The sequence below is a fragment of the Paenimyroides baculatum genome (assembly GCF_008629655.1).
GTDB classification, from domain to species: domain Bacteria; phylum Bacteroidota; class Bacteroidia; order Flavobacteriales; family Flavobacteriaceae; genus Flavobacterium; species Flavobacterium baculatum.
The window spans coordinates 1-18,800 of record NZ_VWSG01000005.1; the positions used below are offsets into that span (position 1 = coordinate 1).

At 34.1% G+C, this 18,800-nt stretch carries 14 protein-coding genes; 11 read left to right on the top strand and 3 right to left on the bottom strand.

Annotated elements, in window-relative coordinates; translation table 11 throughout:
* Nucleotides 1–536 precede the first annotated feature (536 nt).
* Entirely contained in the window at nucleotides 537–899 is a 363-nt protein-coding gene (locus tag F0460_RS07630) for a CoA-binding protein (protein ID WP_150011890.1), read from the top strand.
* An 11-nt stretch (nucleotides 900–910) separates the two neighbouring features.
* Here F0460_RS07630 and F0460_RS07635 read toward each other — a convergent pair whose 3' ends face one another.
* Entirely contained in the window at nucleotides 911–2,416 is a 1,506-nt protein-coding gene (locus F0460_RS07635) for a sodium:solute symporter (protein WP_150011892.1), read from the bottom strand.
* A gap of 91 nt (nucleotides 2,417–2,507) precedes the next feature.
* Here F0460_RS07635 and recR point away from each other — a divergent pair, with 91 nt between their 5' ends.
* A complete protein-coding gene (gene recR, locus F0460_RS07640; protein ID WP_150011894.1) occupies nucleotides 2,508–3,125 on the top strand; it encodes a recombination mediator RecR in 618 nt (205 codons plus the stop codon).
* Nucleotides 3,126–3,148: 23 nt separating this feature from the next.
* Here the strand turns inward: recR and F0460_RS07645 are convergent, their stop codons facing one another.
* Nucleotides 3,149–3,568 carry a CHY zinc finger protein gene (locus tag F0460_RS07645; RefSeq protein WP_150011896.1) on the bottom strand — a complete coding sequence of 140 codons (420 nt, stop codon included), beginning with the start codon at nucleotides 3,566–3,568 and terminating at the stop codon, nucleotides 3,149–3,151.
* Nucleotides 3,569–3,651: 83 nt separating this feature from the next.
* Between F0460_RS07645 and F0460_RS07650 the strand changes: the two genes are divergently transcribed.
* Nucleotides 3,652–4,467, top strand: coding sequence for a DUF4349 domain-containing protein (locus tag F0460_RS07650; protein WP_150011898.1), 816 nt, complete (start codon nucleotides 3,652–3,654; stop codon nucleotides 4,465–4,467).
* 6 nt (nucleotides 4,468–4,473) lie between these two features.
* Nucleotides 4,474–4,935, top strand: coding sequence for a hypothetical protein (locus F0460_RS07655; protein WP_150011900.1), 462 nt, complete (start codon nucleotides 4,474–4,476; stop codon nucleotides 4,933–4,935).
* A 100-nt stretch (nucleotides 4,936–5,035) separates the two neighbouring features.
* Here F0460_RS07655 and F0460_RS07660 read toward each other — a convergent pair whose 3' ends face one another.
* Nucleotides 5,036–6,628, bottom strand: a complete 1,593-nt coding sequence (locus F0460_RS07660; RefSeq protein WP_150011902.1) for a peptide chain release factor 3 — start codon at nucleotides 6,626–6,628, stop codon at nucleotides 5,036–5,038.
* 109 nt (nucleotides 6,629–6,737) lie between these two features.
* On the opposite strand from F0460_RS07660, the gene F0460_RS07665 reads away from it, so the two are divergent.
* The 7 genes from F0460_RS07665 to F0460_RS07695 all read left to right on the top strand — a co-directional run bounded on the left by F0460_RS07665 (nucleotide 6,738) and on the right by F0460_RS07695 (nucleotide 18,783).
* Nucleotides 6,738–8,705: a peptidylprolyl isomerase gene (locus tag F0460_RS07665; RefSeq protein ID WP_150011904.1), complete on the top strand. Its 1,968-nt coding sequence runs from the start codon at nucleotides 6,738–6,740 to the stop codon at nucleotides 8,703–8,705.
* 71 nt (nucleotides 8,706–8,776) lie between these two features.
* Nucleotides 8,777–10,138, top strand: a complete 1,362-nt coding sequence (locus tag F0460_RS07670) for a peptidylprolyl isomerase (protein WP_150011906.1) — start codon at nucleotides 8,777–8,779, stop codon at nucleotides 10,136–10,138.
* A gap of 323 nt (nucleotides 10,139–10,461) precedes the next feature.
* On the top strand, nucleotides 10,462–13,227 hold the full coding sequence (locus tag F0460_RS07675) for a bifunctional aconitate hydratase 2/2-methylisocitrate dehydratase (protein WP_150011908.1): 2,766 nt from the start codon (nucleotides 10,462–10,464) through the stop codon (nucleotides 13,225–13,227).
* Nucleotides 13,228–13,584: 357 nt separating this feature from the next.
* Nucleotides 13,585–15,846: an aconitate hydratase gene (locus F0460_RS07680; protein WP_150011910.1), complete on the top strand. Its 2,262-nt coding sequence runs from the start codon at nucleotides 13,585–13,587 to the stop codon at nucleotides 15,844–15,846.
* A 94-nt stretch (nucleotides 15,847–15,940) separates the two neighbouring features.
* Nucleotides 15,941–16,279 carry a hypothetical protein gene (locus F0460_RS07685; protein ID WP_150011912.1) on the top strand — a complete coding sequence of 113 codons (339 nt, stop codon included), beginning with the start codon at nucleotides 15,941–15,943 and terminating at the stop codon, nucleotides 16,277–16,279.
* 84 nt (nucleotides 16,280–16,363) lie between these two features.
* Complete coding sequence (gene kynU / locus F0460_RS07690) at nucleotides 16,364–17,641, top strand: kynureninase (protein ID WP_150011914.1); 1,278 nt, start codon at nucleotides 16,364–16,366, stop codon at nucleotides 17,639–17,641.
* A gap of 65 nt (nucleotides 17,642–17,706) precedes the next feature.
* Nucleotides 17,707–18,783, top strand: a complete 1,077-nt coding sequence (locus tag F0460_RS07695; RefSeq protein WP_150012328.1) for an agmatinase family protein — start codon at nucleotides 17,707–17,709, stop codon at nucleotides 18,781–18,783.
* Nucleotides 18,784–18,800 lie beyond the last annotated feature (17 nt).

Consider the following 18,800-nt stretch of genomic DNA (forward strand, 5'->3'; position numbering starts at 1 on the left):
TGTTTTTTATATTTTTGATGTTGCGTTTAAGACCTTTTAGTTTCCTAAAAGCTCTTACTCTTTATTTTTCTGTTAATCCAATATGTCTATGAACTTGTCTTCTTTTCTTCACTTGTATCTCAATGCGGTTGCAAAAGTAAAACTTCTTTTTAATTCTCACAAATTTATTATTTATAAATTTAAACCTGATTTTTAAAGAACTTTCGCCGCCTGTTTCGTTTCTGAAACGGATTGCAAAGCTACAACCTTTTTTATATCAATTCCAAATTTATTTTTTATAAATTTATCTGTGTTTTCAAATCTTTTTAAGAACGTTTCTGTTTTTCAACGGTGCAAATATACCACCCCTTTTTTATGCTATCCTAATTATTCCTAACCTTTTTTTTAAGTTATTTTTTAGTTACTTTATTGTTAAGTGGTTATAAAATAATTTTAACAGTTAAAAACAGTTGTATCACTTGAAATATATCATTTATCGTAGAAAACACATTGCGAATTCATTTTAAAAATCGTAACTTGTAAAGAAAAAAAAGAAGATGGAAGATTATACATTAGTTATGGGAGCATCGGAAAATGTGCAACGTTATTCTAACATGGCTGTAAGAAAATTATTAAATTACAATCATAAAGTTAAGGCTTTTGGAAACCGTGAGGGTGAAATTAACGGCATACCTATTACAAAAGATCTAAAACCTTATACGGATATTGACACAATTACACTTTATTTGAATCCGACAAACCAAAAGCCTTTTTACGATTATATTTTGGGTCTGAATCCAAGACGTGTAATTTTTAATCCCGGAACCGAAAACAGAGAACTTCAAGAAAAACTTAAAAATGCAGGTATTGAATATGAAGAGGCCTGCACTTTGGTACTTTTAAGTATTAATAAATATTAAAAAAACCGAACTTAATTAAGTTCGGTTTTTTGTTTAAAGCTTATAGACAGTAGTAATATCACAGTAATTAATCCATTTACGATTATTAATTCGTTATCGAAAACGTATCCGCTGAATAAAGTTTTAGAATTGTTACTTATATATAATGTTATAAATGGCGAAACTAAACAGATAAAAGGCACTAATTTATCGTGAACTTTTCGAGATTTAAAAAACATTCCGAAAGTGAATAATCCCAATAGTGGTCCGTAAGTATATGAAGCTATTTTGAAAATCATACTTACTACAGATGCATCGTTTATTATATTAAAGATTACAATAACCGCGAACATAATCAGACAGAAAATTAAATGGACTATTTTTCGAACCATTACATTTTTAGGTTTGTGAACATTCTCGGGTTTATCCATCCCTAAAAAATCAATACAAAAAGAAGTTGTCAAAGCCGTTAAAGCAGAATCGGTTGTAGCAAAAGTAGCAGCGATCAAACCTAATAAAAAGACAATTGCAGGGACTAATGCCAAATGATGAAACGCAATTTCAGGAAAAAGTAAATCGGTTCTGGGCTTTCCGGTAATTAAATCTGTAGGAACTGAAACTCCGTTTGCATCGGCATAAATATAAAGTAACGCACCAACACCCAAGAAAAAGATATTAATCAAAACAAAAATCCCTGTAAAAGTGAACATGTTTTTCTGCGCATCTTTAATATTTGCACAACTTAAATTTTTCTGCATTAAATCTTGATCCAACCCCGTCATTGCAATAGTTACAAACATTCCGCCTAAAAACTGCTTAATAAAATGGAAACGACTATCAACAAAATCTTCCCAAAAGAAAATTTTACTGTAACTGCTGTTTTTCACGGTTTCAAAAGCTTCAATTGCATTTAGATCTAAACTGTAACAAATAAAAATAATAGTCAGAATAACCGAGCTTATCAAGAAAAAGGTCTGCAAGGTATCGGTAATAATAATCGCTTTTAATCCTGATTTATAGGTATATGCGTAAATTAATGCGAGTGAAATTAATCCGGTGACTGCAAATGGAATTCCGAAAGTATCGAACACAAATCGCTGAAAAACAATGACTACCAAATACAATCGAAAAGCCGAACCAATGGTTCTACTGATTAAAAATATGGCGGCGGCGGTTTTATAGCTGTAAAATCCCAATCGTTTTTCGAAATATTCGTAGATCGAAACCAAATTCAATCGATAATATAAAGGTAGCAAAACGGTTGCCGTGACAATGAACCCAACTGCATTTCCCAAAACAAACTGAAAATACTTAAATTGTTCACCACTTGGCGCACCGACTTCGCCCGGAACAGAAATGAACGTTACGCCCGAAAGTGCCGTACCAATCATTCCGAATGCTACCAAATACCATTTTGAGTTTTTATTTGCCGAGAAAAAAGCTGCATTACTACTGTCTTTACGGCTTACAAAATGCGAAATACCAATTAAGATTCCGAAATAAATGATTAATATGGTTAAAATTACAATGGGAGTCATTTCTTAAAATTTTCTCAAAAATAAATATTTTATTGTAGCTGTATTAAAAAGCAGCATTTAATTTTCAACTAAAATGTATTAATTTTGCAGAATGGATTTTCCTTCGAAATTATTAGAAAACGCAGTGAACGAAATGGCGCAGTTGCCCGGAATTGGTAAACGTACGGCATTACGCCTGGTTTTGCATTTACTACGCCAACCAATTGAGCAAACTACCGGATTAACGACTGCGTTGGATTTGTTGCGAAACGAAATTAAATACTGCAGGAGCTGTTACGCGATATCGGACACTAATTTGTGCGAAATCTGCGAGAAACCGTCGCGCGATCATTCGATAATTTGTGTGGTGGAAGATGTTCGCGATGTTATGGCATTAGAAAACACGCAGCTTTACAAAGGAATTTATCATGTTTTAGGTGGAAAGATTTCTCCGATTGATGGCGTTGGTCCTAGTCAGTTGAATATTTTACCTTTGATTGATAAAGTAAAAAATGGTGGAGTTACCGAAATTATTTTTGCGTTGAGTTCTACTATGGAAGGTGATACGACTAATTTTTATATTTACAAACAGATTAAAGATTACGAAATTATTACATCGACCATTGCGCGTGGAATTGCCGTTGGTGACGAACTGCAATATGCCGACGAAGTTACTTTAGGTAGAAGTTTGATTCACCGTGTTCCGTTTGAAAGTAGTTTGAAGGTATAAAAAATCAACCTAATAGGTTGATTTTATTCTTTTTCAAAATACAAATGATAGTGTAAACTACAACCTGGATTAAAATTAGATTTACAAGAAGTACATTTATTACCGCTGTTTAAATATTCTTTTATAGTTAATTCGTGTTTACAAACACCACAAAGAATTACTTTTTGATCTTGCTCGGCTACACTCCAAACTTGTGGTTTGTGTATTTCGGCTTCTTGATGACATTCGTAACAAGGATAATATTTTTTACAACACTTAAATTTTATAGCAATAATATCTAATTGCGAATGATAATGTATACAACGTGTTTCATTGTCAACGGTTTGTCCGTAAACTTTTATACTATCTTTAGACTTGTTAGTATCAACGGCTGTTTCTTGCTTTGACTTATTACAAGATAGTAGTGAAAATAGTATACAAATGGCAAATATAATTTTATACATTGTTTTTTATCATCAAAGATAATTGAAATTTTAAGTGTTAATAATTAAGAAAAATAATATATTTAAAATCTAAAATTCTACTTATGAAAAAATATATTTTATTTGCTTGTTTAGCGTTTACATTGACTTCTTGCAAAAAAGCAGAAAAATCAGAGGCTAATGTGTCAGTAACTGAAGTTGAGTTACCCGCAACAGAATCAGACAAAGCCGTTTCTTCTGCCAATTCATCAGAATCATCAACTACTTCGGAACAAAAAATAGTTAAAAATGCTAAGCTTAGATTTGAAACTACTGATTTTGAAAAAACTGCCGATAAAATTTACACTGCTGTAAAGAAATACAAAGCACAGATTCAGACTGATAATGAAGGAAAAGATTATAATTCCATAACCCGAAATATTGTTGTTCGAGTTTCAAATGAAAATTTCGAAAATATTTTAAAAGAGATAACTACCGGAGTGCCGTATTTCGATCAAAAAGAAATTTCTTCTGAAGATGTAACGGAACAGTATATTGATTTGGAAGCGCGATTAAAAGCGAAAAAGGAATTAGAAAGTCGTTATTTGGAACTATTGAAAAAGGCTAATAAAATTTCTGAAATTTTAGAAATTGAAAAAGAATTAGTTCTTATCAGAGAAGAAATAGAATCGAAACAAGGTCAGCTGAATTACTTACAAAACAGAGTGTCTATGAGTACACTTGAAATAACTTTTTACAAACAGACAACCGAAACTGGCGTAACAGTATCCTATGGCTCTAAAATGTGGAATTCGGTAAAAGGTGGTGTAAGCTGGATGCCTGGTTTCTTTTTAGGATTGCTATATATTTGGCCATTATTGCTGATTGCAGCTTTAGTGTTTTACTATCTTCGTAAAAGAAAAAAGAATTTGAAAAACTAAATTCTTATGAAAGAAAAATCGGGGCTAAAATATATATTAGTCTTACCATTTATATTAATAATTGGAATATTTATTTATTGGTATTTAAATCCATCAATTGATAATGAAGATTTTCATCTGCAATATTTATTATCTGATCCTAATACGAATTTTTATCAAATTAGAAATCAGAACATAAGTACGAGAAAGTTTACATATAATAATGAGATATATAGTAATAATACTGAAGGGTATAAACTAACTATACATTCGATAGATTTTACAAAACTTGGAGAAAAAATATTGATAGTTACTGATTATTTTGATAAGAAAACAAAAATTACGAATTTAACATATAAAAGTAAAAACAGAACATATAAACCTGTTGAAATATTTAGGAGTAATGACTCTATATTTATTTATCAATTATCCGAAGATCCCAAGATTGACAAACATTTAATGTTTAAGGGGAACAGAATTAAGAAATAGCACATTAGTTTTTGATAATTTTTAAACCTACAAAGTACAACTTGTAAGATTAAATTAGAAATAAAAAAGCGAATGATTCTAAACTCATTCGCTTTTGCTATTATAAAATTCGTTCTGAAACGTAGTCTAATTTTACGGTAGGATATTTACTTTGCGTCATTTGAATTGAAAAATCAGAATCTGCCAAGAAAACCAATTGTCCCGATTTATCCTTTGCTAAAAAGCGTTGTTTTACTCGTTTAAATTCTGCAAATTCTTCGTTTTTAGAATCTTCAGGTCGCACCCAACATGCTTTAAAGGCTGCAAAAGGTTCGTAAGTACATTTTGCTCCGTATTCGTGTTCTAAACGGTACTGAATAACTTCGTACTGTAATGCACCAACCGTTCCAATAACTTTTCTTCCGTTTAATTCTAAGGTAAATAACTGCGCAACACCTTCGTCCATTAACTGATCAATTCCTTTTTCCAATTGTTTCGATTTCATTGGATCGGCATTGTTAATGTAACGGAAATGTTCTGGAGAAAACGATGGTATCCCACGGAAATTCATCAATTCACCTTCTGTTAGCGTATCGCCAATTTTAAAATTTCCGGTATCGTGCAAACCAACAATATCACCTGCATACGAAATATCAACAATTTCTTTCTTTTCTGCAAAAAACGCATTCGGACTAGAAAATTTCAAATTCTTACCTAAACGTACATGCGTATAAGGTTTGTTTCGTTCAAAAGTTCCCGAAACTATCTTAATAAACGCCAAACGATCACGATGTTTAGGATCCATATTTGCGTGGATTTTAAACACGAAACCTGCAAATTTATTTTCATCGGGCTGTACTGTTCTGGTGTCAGAATCTTTTGCACGTGGCGAAGGAGCAATTTCAATAAAACAATCTAACAATTCGCGAACTCCAAAATTATTTAATGCTGATCCAAAGAAAACCGGCTGTAAATCGCCATTAATATAATCTTCACGGTTAAATTCAGGATACACTTCTGCAACCAGTTCCAATTCTTCACGTAATTTATTGGCAGGTTTATCGCCAACCAATTTATCCAATGCCTCGTCTTCTAAATTATCAATCGTAATTACATCGTCGATATTTTTACGGCTGTCTTCAGAAAACAGGTTTATATTCTTTTCCCAAATATTGTAAATCCCCTGAAAATCATACCCCATACCAATTGGGAACGACAAAGGCGTAACTTTTAACCCTAATTTTTGTTCAACTTCATCTAACAAATCGAAAGCATCTTTACCTTCACGGTCTAACTTGTTTATAAACACAATCATAGGTATGTTGCGCATTCTACAAACTTCAACCAGCTTTTCGGTTTGCTCCTCTACCCCTTTTGCAACGTCGATTACCACAATAACAGAATCAACCGCAGTAAGTGTTCTAAAGGTATCTTCGGCAAAATCTTTATGTCCGGGTGTATCTAAAATATTAACTTTTTTCTCTTTATAATTAAAAGCCAGAACCGAAGTTGCCACCGAAATTCCACGCTGACGTTCAATTTCCATAAAATCGGATGTTGCTCCTTTCTTAATTTTATTGCTTTTTACAGCACCGGCTTCCTGAATTGCACCACCAAATAAAAGCAGTTTTTCTGTTAAGGTTGTTTTACCGGCATCGGGATGCGCAATAACCGCAAAGGTTCTTCTTTTTAATATTTCGTCTTTAAAACTCATTACTCTGTAATTAGGTTTGCAAAAATAGTATATTAAAGTGTATTTTAAAACAAATAGGGCGGTGGTTTTTCTAATCGTTTTATGATCTCTCGCAAAAAAGTTTAACTTTGTGAAATCAACCAAAATTGTAATGAAACTTATAAAAGTAACTTTAAATTTTTTACTGCTTAATTTATCAATCACAGCTTTTGCGCAAAAACCAACCGATGTTCTGGTTACCATAAACGACAGTATTTATAATGTTGCCGATTTTGAGCGATTGTACAATAAGAATATTGATATCATTGCCGACGAATCGCAGAAAGATATTGATACTTATTTTAAACTTTACAAGATATACAAGCTTAAATTGCAGAATGCGTATGCTTTAGGCATTGATAAATCGCCGAAAATTGAACAGGAATTTAAGGTTTATAGAAGTGAATTGGCTGAAAAATACTTTATAAACGAAAAAGAATTAGATCGTTTGGTGAACGAGGCGTTGAATCGTGCAGATTACGAAGTAAAAGCATCGCATATTTTAATTAATGTTGATGAATTTGCACAGCCTGTCGATACCTTGAAAGCCTACAACAAAGCGATTGATGTTAGAAATGAAATTTTAAAAGGATTAGCATTTGAAAATGCTGCCGTTAAATATTCTGACGATTTAAGTGCCAAAACCAACAACGGAAATTTAGGATATTTCAGCGTTTTTAAAATGGTTTATCCGTTTGAAAGTGGTGCTTACAATACAAATATTGGAGAAATATCTATGCCGGTTCGATCTAATTTCGGATATCATTTGATAAAGGTGTATCATAAAAGACCAACATCGAAAATTAAAAACATTGCCCACATTTTAGTTGAAACCAAAGATAAAAACGATGCGGAAGCCAAAAAGAAAATCAGCGATATTTACAAACGTTTAGAAGTTGGCGATACTTTTTACGATGTTGCTTTTCATTTTTCCCAAGATATTCATACGCGTGATAAAGGCGGCGATTTGGGAATTTATAATGAAGGTTCGTTAAACATAAACGGTGCATCTGATGTTTTGTACGATCTTAATTTTAAAGACGCTTACTCAAAACCCTTTTTAAGTCAGTACGGATGGCACATTTTGGCGGTAACAAATATTAAAGACAAGCCTACAAAAGAGGAATTGAAAGATAATTTTCTTCGTAGAATAAAATCAGACAGCCGTTCAAAAATTTTAGAGAAAGATCTGATAGTTCATTTAAAAGAAATGTATCATTTTAAAACCAACGAAAAGAATATTGCAGAAACCGTTGCGTTGCTAAACCGTGAGGAATTAATGAATCAGCCGGCTGTTGAAAGCAATCCTAAAACCGAAATGGTTCTGGCAGAATATTCCGACAAAAAAATAACTGCAAAAAATGTTTTAGATCATGTTTATTCGTTTCCAAAACAATATGCTGCGGTAAAAACCGACGAACTTTTAATTAAAAAGGCTTTTGATTTTTATTCGTTAAGAAAATTAAAGGAAGCTTACAACAATGAATTGGAAACCAATTTTCCTGAATTTGCTCATAATTTACATGAATACAAAGAAGGTTTGATTTTGTTTGATTTATTGGAGCAAAACATTTGGAACGAAAGCGCAAAAGACACCATTGCACAACAAAATTATTACGAAAACAATAAGGCTAAATACCTGCAACATGCTAATTTTATTGGTGAAGTGTATGTTTTCAATAATAAATCTGATGCTAAAACGTATCATAAACTACTAAAAAACAATCACAAAGTAAAAGAATCCGATTTTCCGATGGTTTATAAATACCAAGGTCGATTTTATATGAATGATAAGCGTTTGCCTGAAAATTTAGATTTTAATTCGCTTGGTAAAAACGTGGTTAAGTACAACAACAATTATTACGTTTTTTACATTCGCGATAAAAAAGACGAGCATCAGCCAACTTATGATGAAGTTAAAAGTCAGGTTTTATCAGATTATCAAAATCAATTCGAAAATCAATACAATGAAGAACTGATCAACAAAGCCGAAATAAAGGTAAATCAACAGGTATTAGATCAGCTAAAAACCAAATACAACAAAAAAAGTCTTAATTAAAATTAAAAAAATATAAAAGTTTGCCGTAGCTATGTATCTTTGTTGCGATTTGTAAAATTTAATAAACAAATATGAAATTATTTCTTAAAAATACCTTGCTAACAGTTTTAGCTGTTATTGGTTTTGTGAACGTACACGCACAAGAATCAACAAAAAAACGTATCGACGGTATTGTTGGCGTTGTTGGTAATTATGTGGTGTTAGATTCTGATATCGATAATGCCTTTATTCAGGCTAAAGCAACCGGTTATGATACTTCTAAATATACTCGTTGCGAAATTTTAGGTACTTTATTGGAAAACAGATTATTCTCGCACCAGGCGATACAAGACAGTATCGTTATTTTAGACGAAGAAATAAATTCGAGAATGGATTCGCAAATCGACCGTATGGTTGAACAAGCAGGATCTGTTGATAATGTGGTGAAATACTACAACAAAAAAAGCTACGAAGAGTTCAGAGAATATTTCTTTGATATTATGAAAGAAAATGAACTGGCTTCGCGTATGCAGGAAAAATTGATTAAAGAAGTAAGTATTACACCAGAAGAAATTCGTCAGTTTTATAACAAAATTCCAAAAGATTCACTTCCAATAGTTGGCGATGAATTGGAGTTGGCAGAAATTGTAATGAAACCTCTTATTACAAAAGAAGAACGCCAGGCGGTTATTGACAAATTGAACGAAATTCGACAAGATGTTTTAGACGGATCTTCATTTGCAGGTAAAGTATATATGTATTCAGAAGACAAAGCATCTTTGCAAACCGGTGGTTTTTACAATGTAGATAAAAAAACACAGTTTGTAAAAGAGTTTAAAGATGTGGCGTTTTCATTAAAGGAAGGAGAAATTTCGAAACCTTTCGAAACCGAATATGGATACCACATTATACAGTTAGAAAAAATTGTAGGTAAAAATCTGGAACTCCGACATATTGTAATGTCGCCAAAACCATCGCAGGAAGCATTAGATAAAGCCAAAAAAGATTTAGACGATTTGCGAATCCGTATTTTAAATAAAGAAATTACTTTTAGCGATGCTGCTCGTCAATACTCACAACAAAAAGATACCAAACAAAGTGGTGGTATTTTAACAGACCGTACTGGAGAAACACGCTTTGAGTTAAATAAGATGGAAGACAGAGTTTTGTATTCAATGATATCAAACTTAAAAGTGGGCGAAATTTCTGCTACAACATTGGTTAACGATGCTTCAAACAAACAGCAATACCAAATTGTACAGGTTACAAATAAAATTCCACAACATGCTGCCGATTTTTCTAACGATTACATGAAAATACGTGGTGTAGCATTAAAATCTAAACAAAACGAAGTAATAGGAAAGTGGATTTCAGAAACAGTAGATGATACTTATATATACATCAACGAAGATTATCAGAAATGTACTTTTAAAAGCAATTGGTTAAAAAATTAAAACATAAAAAGCTCTTCAATTGAAGAGCTTTTTGCTTATTTATCAGTTTTATGGATATAAACATATCTAAATAATAAAAAAAAGATTATTTTTTCAACTATTCACAATACACTTTCATAATTTATTGAATTATAAAAGCCAAAATAGAATAATTATAAATAATAATTCCTTTAATTCATCATTTTATTAAAAATTTTTAAATATGAATTCCTTTTTGTAATTTTGCACCAATACTTTAAAGAAAGTTAAAATAACTAAACACAATTAAGCAAAACGGCAGTATTGATTTTTCAGTATTTGCCTGAAATATTCAAAATAATATTATGAACCTATATCAGGATTACCTAAACGAAATCGAAGAAAGAAAAAGTCAGGGGCTTCATCCAAAACCTATTGACGGCGCTGATTTATTAAGCGAAATCATCACACAAATTAAAGATGTAAACAACATTGAAAGAGAAAATTCTTTAAAAATGTTTATTTATAACACATTGCCTGGAACAACAAGTGCTGCCGGCGTTAAGTCTGAATTTTTAAAGGAAATTATTCTTGGCGAATCAGTAGTTGCAGAAATTACTCCTACGTATGCGTTTGAATTGTTATCGCACATGAAAGGCGGACCATCAATTAAAGTACTTCTTGATTTAGCTTTGGGTAACGATATTACAATCGCTAAAAATGCTGCCGAAGTTCTTAAAACGCAGGTTTATTTGTACGATGCAGATACAAAACGTTTAAAAGATGCTTATGACAGCGGTAACAACGTTGCAAAAGATATTTTGGAAAGTTATGCAAAAGCAGAATTTTTTACAAAATTACCAGAAGCACCAGAAGAAATTAAAATTGTAACATTTATTGCCGGCGAAGGTGATATTTCTACCGATTTACTTTCTCCGGGTAATCAGGCACACTCACGTTCAGACCGTGAATTGCATGGTAAATGTATGATTACTCCTGAAGCACAGGCAGAAATTCAGGCATTACAAGCACAGCACCCAGATAAAAGTGTGATGCTTATTGCAGAAAAAGGTACAATGGGTGTTGGTTCTTCTCGTATGTCAGGTGTAAACAACGTGGCATTATGGACAGGAAAACAAGCCAGCCCTTACATTCCTTTTGTAAACATTGCTCCAATTGTTGGTGGAACTAACGGCATCTCTCCTATCTTCTTAACTACGGTTGATGTTACTGGTGGAATTGGTATCGATTTACAAAACTGGAAGAAAAAAGTAGATGCGAACGGAAATGTTGTTCGTAACGAAAAAGACGAACCAATTTTAGAAGAAGTTTACTCTGTTGCAACAGGTACGGTTCTTACAATCAATACAAAAGAAAAGAAATTATATAACGGAGATCAACAGTTAATTGATATTTCTAAAGCTTTAACTCCACAAAAAATGGAATTTATTAAAGCGGGTGGATCTTACGCAATTGTTTTTGGTAAAAAAATCCAAACATTTGCTGCTCAAACTTTAGGAATTCAAGCTCCAACAGTATTTGCTCCGGCAAAAGAAATCACTAAAGAAGGACAAGGTTTAACTGCTGTTGAAAAAATCTTCAACAAAAATGCGGTTGGCGTTACTCCGGGCAAAGTTTTACACGCAGGATCAGACGTTCGTGTTAAAGTAAACATTGTTGGTTCGCAAGATACAACAGGTTTAATGACGGCTCAAGAGTTGGAAGCAATGGCTGCTACAGTTATTTCTCCAACGGTTGATGGTGCTTACCAATCGGGCTGTCACACGGCTTCTGTTTGGGATAAAAAAGCGCAGGCAAATATCCCGAAATTAATGAAATTCATGAACGATTTCGGATTAATTACTGCTCGTGATCCTAAAGGAGAATATCATTCAATGACCGATGTAATTCACAAAGTGTTAAATGATATTACAATCGACGAATGGGCGATTATTATTGGTGGTGACTCACACACACGTATGTCTAAAGGTGTTGCTTTCGGTGCCGATTCTGGTACGGTAGCATTGGCTTTGGCAACTGGTGAAGCTTCTATGCCAATTCCAGAATCTGTAAAAGTTACATTTAAAGGAAGTATGAAAGAACACATGGATTTCCGTGATGTGGTTCATGCAACACAATCGCAAATGTTACAGCAGTTTGGTGGCGAAAACGTTTTCCAAGGTAGAATTATCGAGGTTCATATCGGAACTTTATTAGCTGATCAAGCGTTTACATTTACCGATTGGACTGCAGAAATGAAAGCGAAAGCATCTATCTGTATTTCTCAAGACGAAACGTTGATTCAATCGTTAGAAATCGCTAAAAACCGTATCCAAATCATGATTGATAAGGGTATGGAAAACAAAAATCAGGTGCTTCAAGGATTAATCGATAAGGCTAACAAACGTATCGAAGAAATCAGATCAGGCGAAAAACCTGCTTTAACTCCGGATGCGACTGCTAAATACTATGCTGAAGTGGTTATTGATTTGGATATTATCGACGAACCAATGATTGCCGATCCAGATGTAAATAACGACGACGTTTCTAAACGATATACTCACGATACCATTAGAGAACTTTCTTTCTATGGTGGCGATAAAAAAGTAGATCTTGGTTTCGTAGGATCTTGTATGGTGCATAAAGACGATTTAAAAATTGTTTCGCAAATGTTGAAAAACATCGAAAAACAAAACGGAGAAGTAAAATTCAACGCGCCATTGGTTGTTGCTGCACCAACTTACAACATTATCGACGAGTTAAAAACCGAAGGCGATTGGGAACATTTACAAAAATACTCTGGTTTCGAATTTTCAGATGCTTTACCTAAAGCAAACGCACGTACAGAATACGAAAACATTATGTATTTAGAGCGTCCGGGCTGTAACTTGTGTATGGGTAACCAGGAAAAAGCAGAAAAAGGAGATACCGTTATGGCAACTTCAACGCGTTTATTCCAAGGTCGTGTGGTAGAAGACCGCGATGGCAAAAAAGGAGAATCTTTATTAGCTTCTACTCCGGTTGTGGTACTTTCTGCAATTTTAGGTCGCATTCCAAACATCGAAGAATACAAAATGGCGGTACAAGGCATAAACTTAACAAAGTTTGCGCCTGTATCAACTAAATTATAAGATAATTTTATAATAAAATTAAAACGAGGTAACCTTTAAAGATTACCTCGTTTTTTGTTTTATAATTTGGGCGGCTGCTAAAGCACCGTGCTGTTCGCTAATAGTCCTCGTTCGCCTTAAATTTCGTAAACCGTCAAAGGCTCACTGCGGGCTAACCGCTACCATCACTGCCGCAAACCGGTTTAAAAGTCAATTCTACGTTTCATTATAAATGATTTTCCAATCAGAAAATCCCCTTTGTTAGAATCATTTTAAATTAGGTGTTCTTAACATTTACTAAAAACAATTCAGTAAAAAAATCAGTAAATTGTATAATGTTTTTTGTTGAATTAAAAATGAAATAAATAAAACAGTATTATGGCTTTTGATATTGATATGATTAGAAAAGTGTACGATACCATGCCGGCTCGTGTTGATAAAGCACGTGAATTGGTTGGACGTCCGCTAACACTTTCAGAAAAAATTTTATATGCACATTTATGGGAAGGTACTCCTACCACTAAATTTCAACGTGCAAAAGATTATGTAGATTTTGCTCCAGACCGCGTGGCTTGCCAAGATGCAACTGCACAAATGGCATTATTACAGTTTATGCATGCCGGTAAAGAAAGCGTAGCCGTACCTACAACGGTACATTGCGATCACTTGATTCTTGCAAAAGTAGGTGCCGAAAAAGATTTGGCAGTTGCAAACACACAATCTAAAGAAGTTTTCGATTTCCTTTCATCTGTTTCTAACAGATATGGTATCGGATTTTGGAAACCGGGTTCAGGAATCATTCATCAAATTGTATTGGAAAATTATGCTTTTCCAGGAGGATTGATGATTGGTACCGATTCACACACCGTAAACGCAGGTGGGTTGGGTATGTTGGCAATTGGTGTTGGTGGTGCCGATGCGGTTGATGTAATGTCGGGAATGTCTTGGGAATTGAAGTTTCCAAAATTAATCGGAGTTAAATTAACAGGAAAATTAAACGGTTGGACAGCTCCAAAAGATGTTATTTTAAGAGTTGCAGATATTTTAACTGTTAAAGGCGGAACCGGCGCTATTGTTGAATATTTTGGCGAAGGTGCAACTTCAATTTCTTGTACAGGTAAAGGAACTATTTGTAACATGGGTGCCGAAATTGGTGCAACAACTTCAACTTTTGGGTACGATGATTCCATGAGAAGATATTTAACCGCTACCGGTCGTGCAGATGTGGTTGAAGCAGCCGATAAAGTTGCCGATTATTTAACTGCCGATGCTGAAGTTTACGCAAATCCTGAACAATATTTTGATGAATTGATCGAAATTAATTTAACGGAATTAGAACCATACATCAACGGTCCTTTTACGCCAGACAGAGGAACGCCGGTTTCTAAAATGAAAGAAGAAGTTGCTAAAAACGATTGGCCAATTAAAGTAGAATGGGGATTAATCGGATCTTGTACCAACTCTTCTTACGAAGATATGTCAAGAGCGGTATCAATCGTTAATCAGGCAGTAGAATTAGGTATCACACCAAAAGCAGAATTCGGAATCAATCCTGGTTCAGAACAAATTCGATACACTATTGAACGAGACGGAATTATTGCTGTTTTCGAAAAAATGGGAACAAAAGTATTCACAAATGCGTGCGGACCTTGTATTGGTCAATGGGATCGTGAAGGAGCAGATAAAGGTGAGAAAAATACCATTGTTCACTCATTCAACCGAAATTTCTCTAAACGTGCCGATGGAAATCCAAATACACATGCCTTTGTAACTTCACCGGAAATGGTAGCTGCATTGGCAATTTCAGGTCGATTGGACTTCAACCCCATCACCGATAAATTATTGAACGATAATGGCGAAGAAGTCATGTTCAAACCTCCGTTTGGAGATGAATTACCAACAAAAGGTTTCGAAGTTGAAGATCCTGGTTTCCAAGCTCCGGCTGAAAACGGATCAAGCGTACAGGTAATCGTATCGCCAGATTCTTCTCGTTTACAGTTGTTAGAACCTTTCCAACCTTGGGATGGTCAAAATATTACGGGTGCAAAATTGTTAATTAAAGCATTCGGTAAATGTACTACCGACCATATTTCTATGGCGGGACCATGGTTGCGTTTCCGCGGACATTTAGATAATATTTCAAACAATATGCTAATTGGTGCCGAAAATGCTTTTAACAATAAAACAAACAGCGTTAAAAACCAACTGACAGGAGAATATGCCGAAGTTCCAGCGGTTCAGCGTGCATATAAAGCAGCGAATATTCCTTCTATTGTAGTAGGTGATCAAAATTACGGTGAGGGATCTTCTCGTGAGCACGCTGCAATGGAACCACGTCATTTAGGTGTGAAAGCGGTATTGGTAAAATCGTTTGCCCGTATTCACGAAACAAACCTTAAAAAACAAGGTATGTTAGGATTGACTTTTGCCAACGAAGCAGATTACGATAAAATTCAAGAAGATGATACCATCAACTTTTTAGATTTAACCGAATTTGCTCCGGGTAAACAGTTAACATTGGAGTTTGTTCATAAAGATGGATCTAAAGATATCATTATGGCAAATCATACCTATAATGATAGCCAGATAGAATGGTTTAAAGCAGGTTCTGCATTAAATTTAATCGCTGCAGGAAAATAAATAACATATATTTTAAAACAAAATCCGACCAAATTTGGTCGGATTTTTGCTTTAGTTCTACAAAAATACCGATATTTACATTAGAATTTTTAATATGACATTTTTACAAGGAATATTAGTCGTTATTGCAATCTCTATGCTGTGTTTTTTGGTTACAATCATTGTGTTGTCTAACCGAAAAAAGTTTTTTCGTGTTATTACATTAAACACCCTGATTTTTGTAGGATATTGTTTTATTGCTTATCATTACGAAGCCATTTTTAACAACGATATTTTTGGTAAAGGACGAATTATTTTCCTGCTGACGTGTATTTTTCTGCATGCCGTTCTCTCTATGATTATTGTTATAAAAAGCGAACGAATTTATGTTCCTTTTCTAAATGAAGATATCGATAAAGACGGTCCCAAACCGGAAGATGACGATGAAGAATAATTTCCATAATCTATATTTTCTATCTAAAACTCTTTGTTCAACACATATTTTATAATTAAATTTAGCCTTCAAAAATAAAACTAAATGAACTTTCAAAATACAAGAGAATTTGCACAGTCACTAGATGCGCAAGATCAATTAAAAAAATACCAGTCAGAATTTGAATTTCCTAAAGTAAACGGTAAAAAAACAATCTATTTCACAGGAAATTCGTTGGGATTAATGCCAAAACGAGCTAAAAAGTATGTAGATGATGTAATGAACGATTGGGCAAATTTGGCAGTTGAAGGTCATTTTTACGCTGAAAAACCTTGGTGGGATTATCACGAACGTTTTTCAAATCCTTTGTCAAAAATTGTCGGTGCAAAACCAAGCGAAGTTTCGGTAATGAATACGTTAACCGTTAATTTGCACATGATGATGGTTTCTTTTTACAACCCTACTTCTAGCCGATTTAAAATTATCTGCGAAGAAAAAGCCTTTCCTAGTGATCAATATATGTTTCAAACGCAGGTTAAATTTCATGGTTTAGATCCAAAAGATGTAATTGTGGAAGTGAAACGCAGAGAAGGCGAACACAATTTACGTAACGAAGATATTATTGCAAAGATTAATGAAGTTGGCGATGAATTAGCGTTGGTTTTAATTGGCGGAATTAACTATTACACCGGTCAGGTTTTAGATATGGAAAATATCACAAAAGCCGGACACGCCGTTGGTGCACAAGTTGGTTGGGATTTGGCGCATGCTGCGGGAAATATCGAACTAAAATTACACGAGTGGAATGTTGATTTTGCATGTTGGTGCAGTTATAAATACATGAATGCTGGTCCGGGAAGTGTTGCCGGATATTTCGTTCATGAAAAACATCATACCAATAAAGATTTAAATCGTTTTGGCGGATGGTACGGTCACAATAAAGAGCGTCGCTTTTTAATGGAACCAGAATACACTCCAAACGAGGGTGCTTTAGGCTGGCAAAGTTCATGCACAGGCGTATTGGCAATGGCTCCGTATTTGGCTTCGGTTGAAATGTTCGATGAAATTGGTATGGAAGCTTTAATAAAAAAGCGCGATTTAATTACAGCGTATTTAGAGTTTATTGTTGAAGAAACTGCTAAAGAAACCGGTACAAATTTAGAAATCATTACTCCTAAAAATCAAGCAGAACGCGGATCGCAATTATCGGTTGTTTTACATGGCGAAGGCAAAGAATTGTTTCACTATTTAATGAAACAAGGTGTTGTTACCGATTGGCGCGAACCGGCGGTTATTCGTTTGGCTCCGGTGCCTTTGTACACCACTTTTGAAGAAATGTACGATTTTGGTCAGATTTTAAAAACAGGTATCCAAACAACTTAAGATATTTAGCCGGCTTTACGCTGGCTTTTTTTATATTTGCATTTTAAAAATCAGTGGAATTAAGTATGTTATCAAAACAACAAAAAATAGAGAATTTCGATCCATCGCAACCAGGTTTGGCAGATGCCACCATTTATGGATTACCTTTTAACGCAGAAGAAAGTGAAATCATTATTTTACCTGCTCCATGGGAAGTTACTGTAAGCTACGGAAGTGGTGCCAGCGAAGGTCCGGAAGCTATTTTCAACGCATCTTTTCAGGTAGATTTACTACATCAGGAATTTCCTGATTTATGGAAACTGGGAATTTATATGGACGAAGCTCCGGAACAATGGATCGCAAATAGCGAAAAATATAAAAATTTAGCGCAACCTATTATTGAAGCTTTAGAAAACGGAGAGAATATTGAAACATTTCCTCAACTTCAATCAGATTTAGATAAAATTAATAAAGCATCTGCTCAATTCAATCAAGAAGTTAAAGAGCGTACACTTTATTGGATGAATCAAGGCAAAAAAGTAATTCTTTTGGGAGGCGATCATTCAACACCAATGGGTTATTACGAAGCATTGGCAACTAAAAATGATAATTTTGGTATTTTACATTTTGATGCCCACATGGATCTGCGTGAAGTTTACGAAGGTTTTACTTATTCGCACGCATCAATCATGTACAATGCCATAAAATTACCACAGATCGAAAAAATTGTTCAGGTTGGTATTCGCGATTTCAGTGAAGGCGAAGTAAATGTAATCAAAGCTTCGAACAAAGTAAAAGTTTATACCGATACCGATTTAAAAGCGAACCAATTCAGCGGAAAAACATGGAAAGATCAATGTGATGAAATTCTAAATCAATTACCTGAAAATGTAGCTGTAAGTTTTGATATTGATGCGTTGTATCGTTGGTATTGTCCAAACACGGGAACTCCGGTTCCGGGCGGTTTATCATACGAACAAGCAACTTATTTATTAAGCAGATTGTCAAATTCTGACAAAAAAATTATTGGAATTGATTTAGTCGAAGTTGCTCCGGGATCCGATGATTGGGACGGAAATGTTGGTGCACGCTTATTATTCCATTTATGTGGTGTTTTCGCTAAAAATTCTGGTATGAATGTAGGCGAGAAAATTCAGTTTTAATCAAACTAATCAAATTC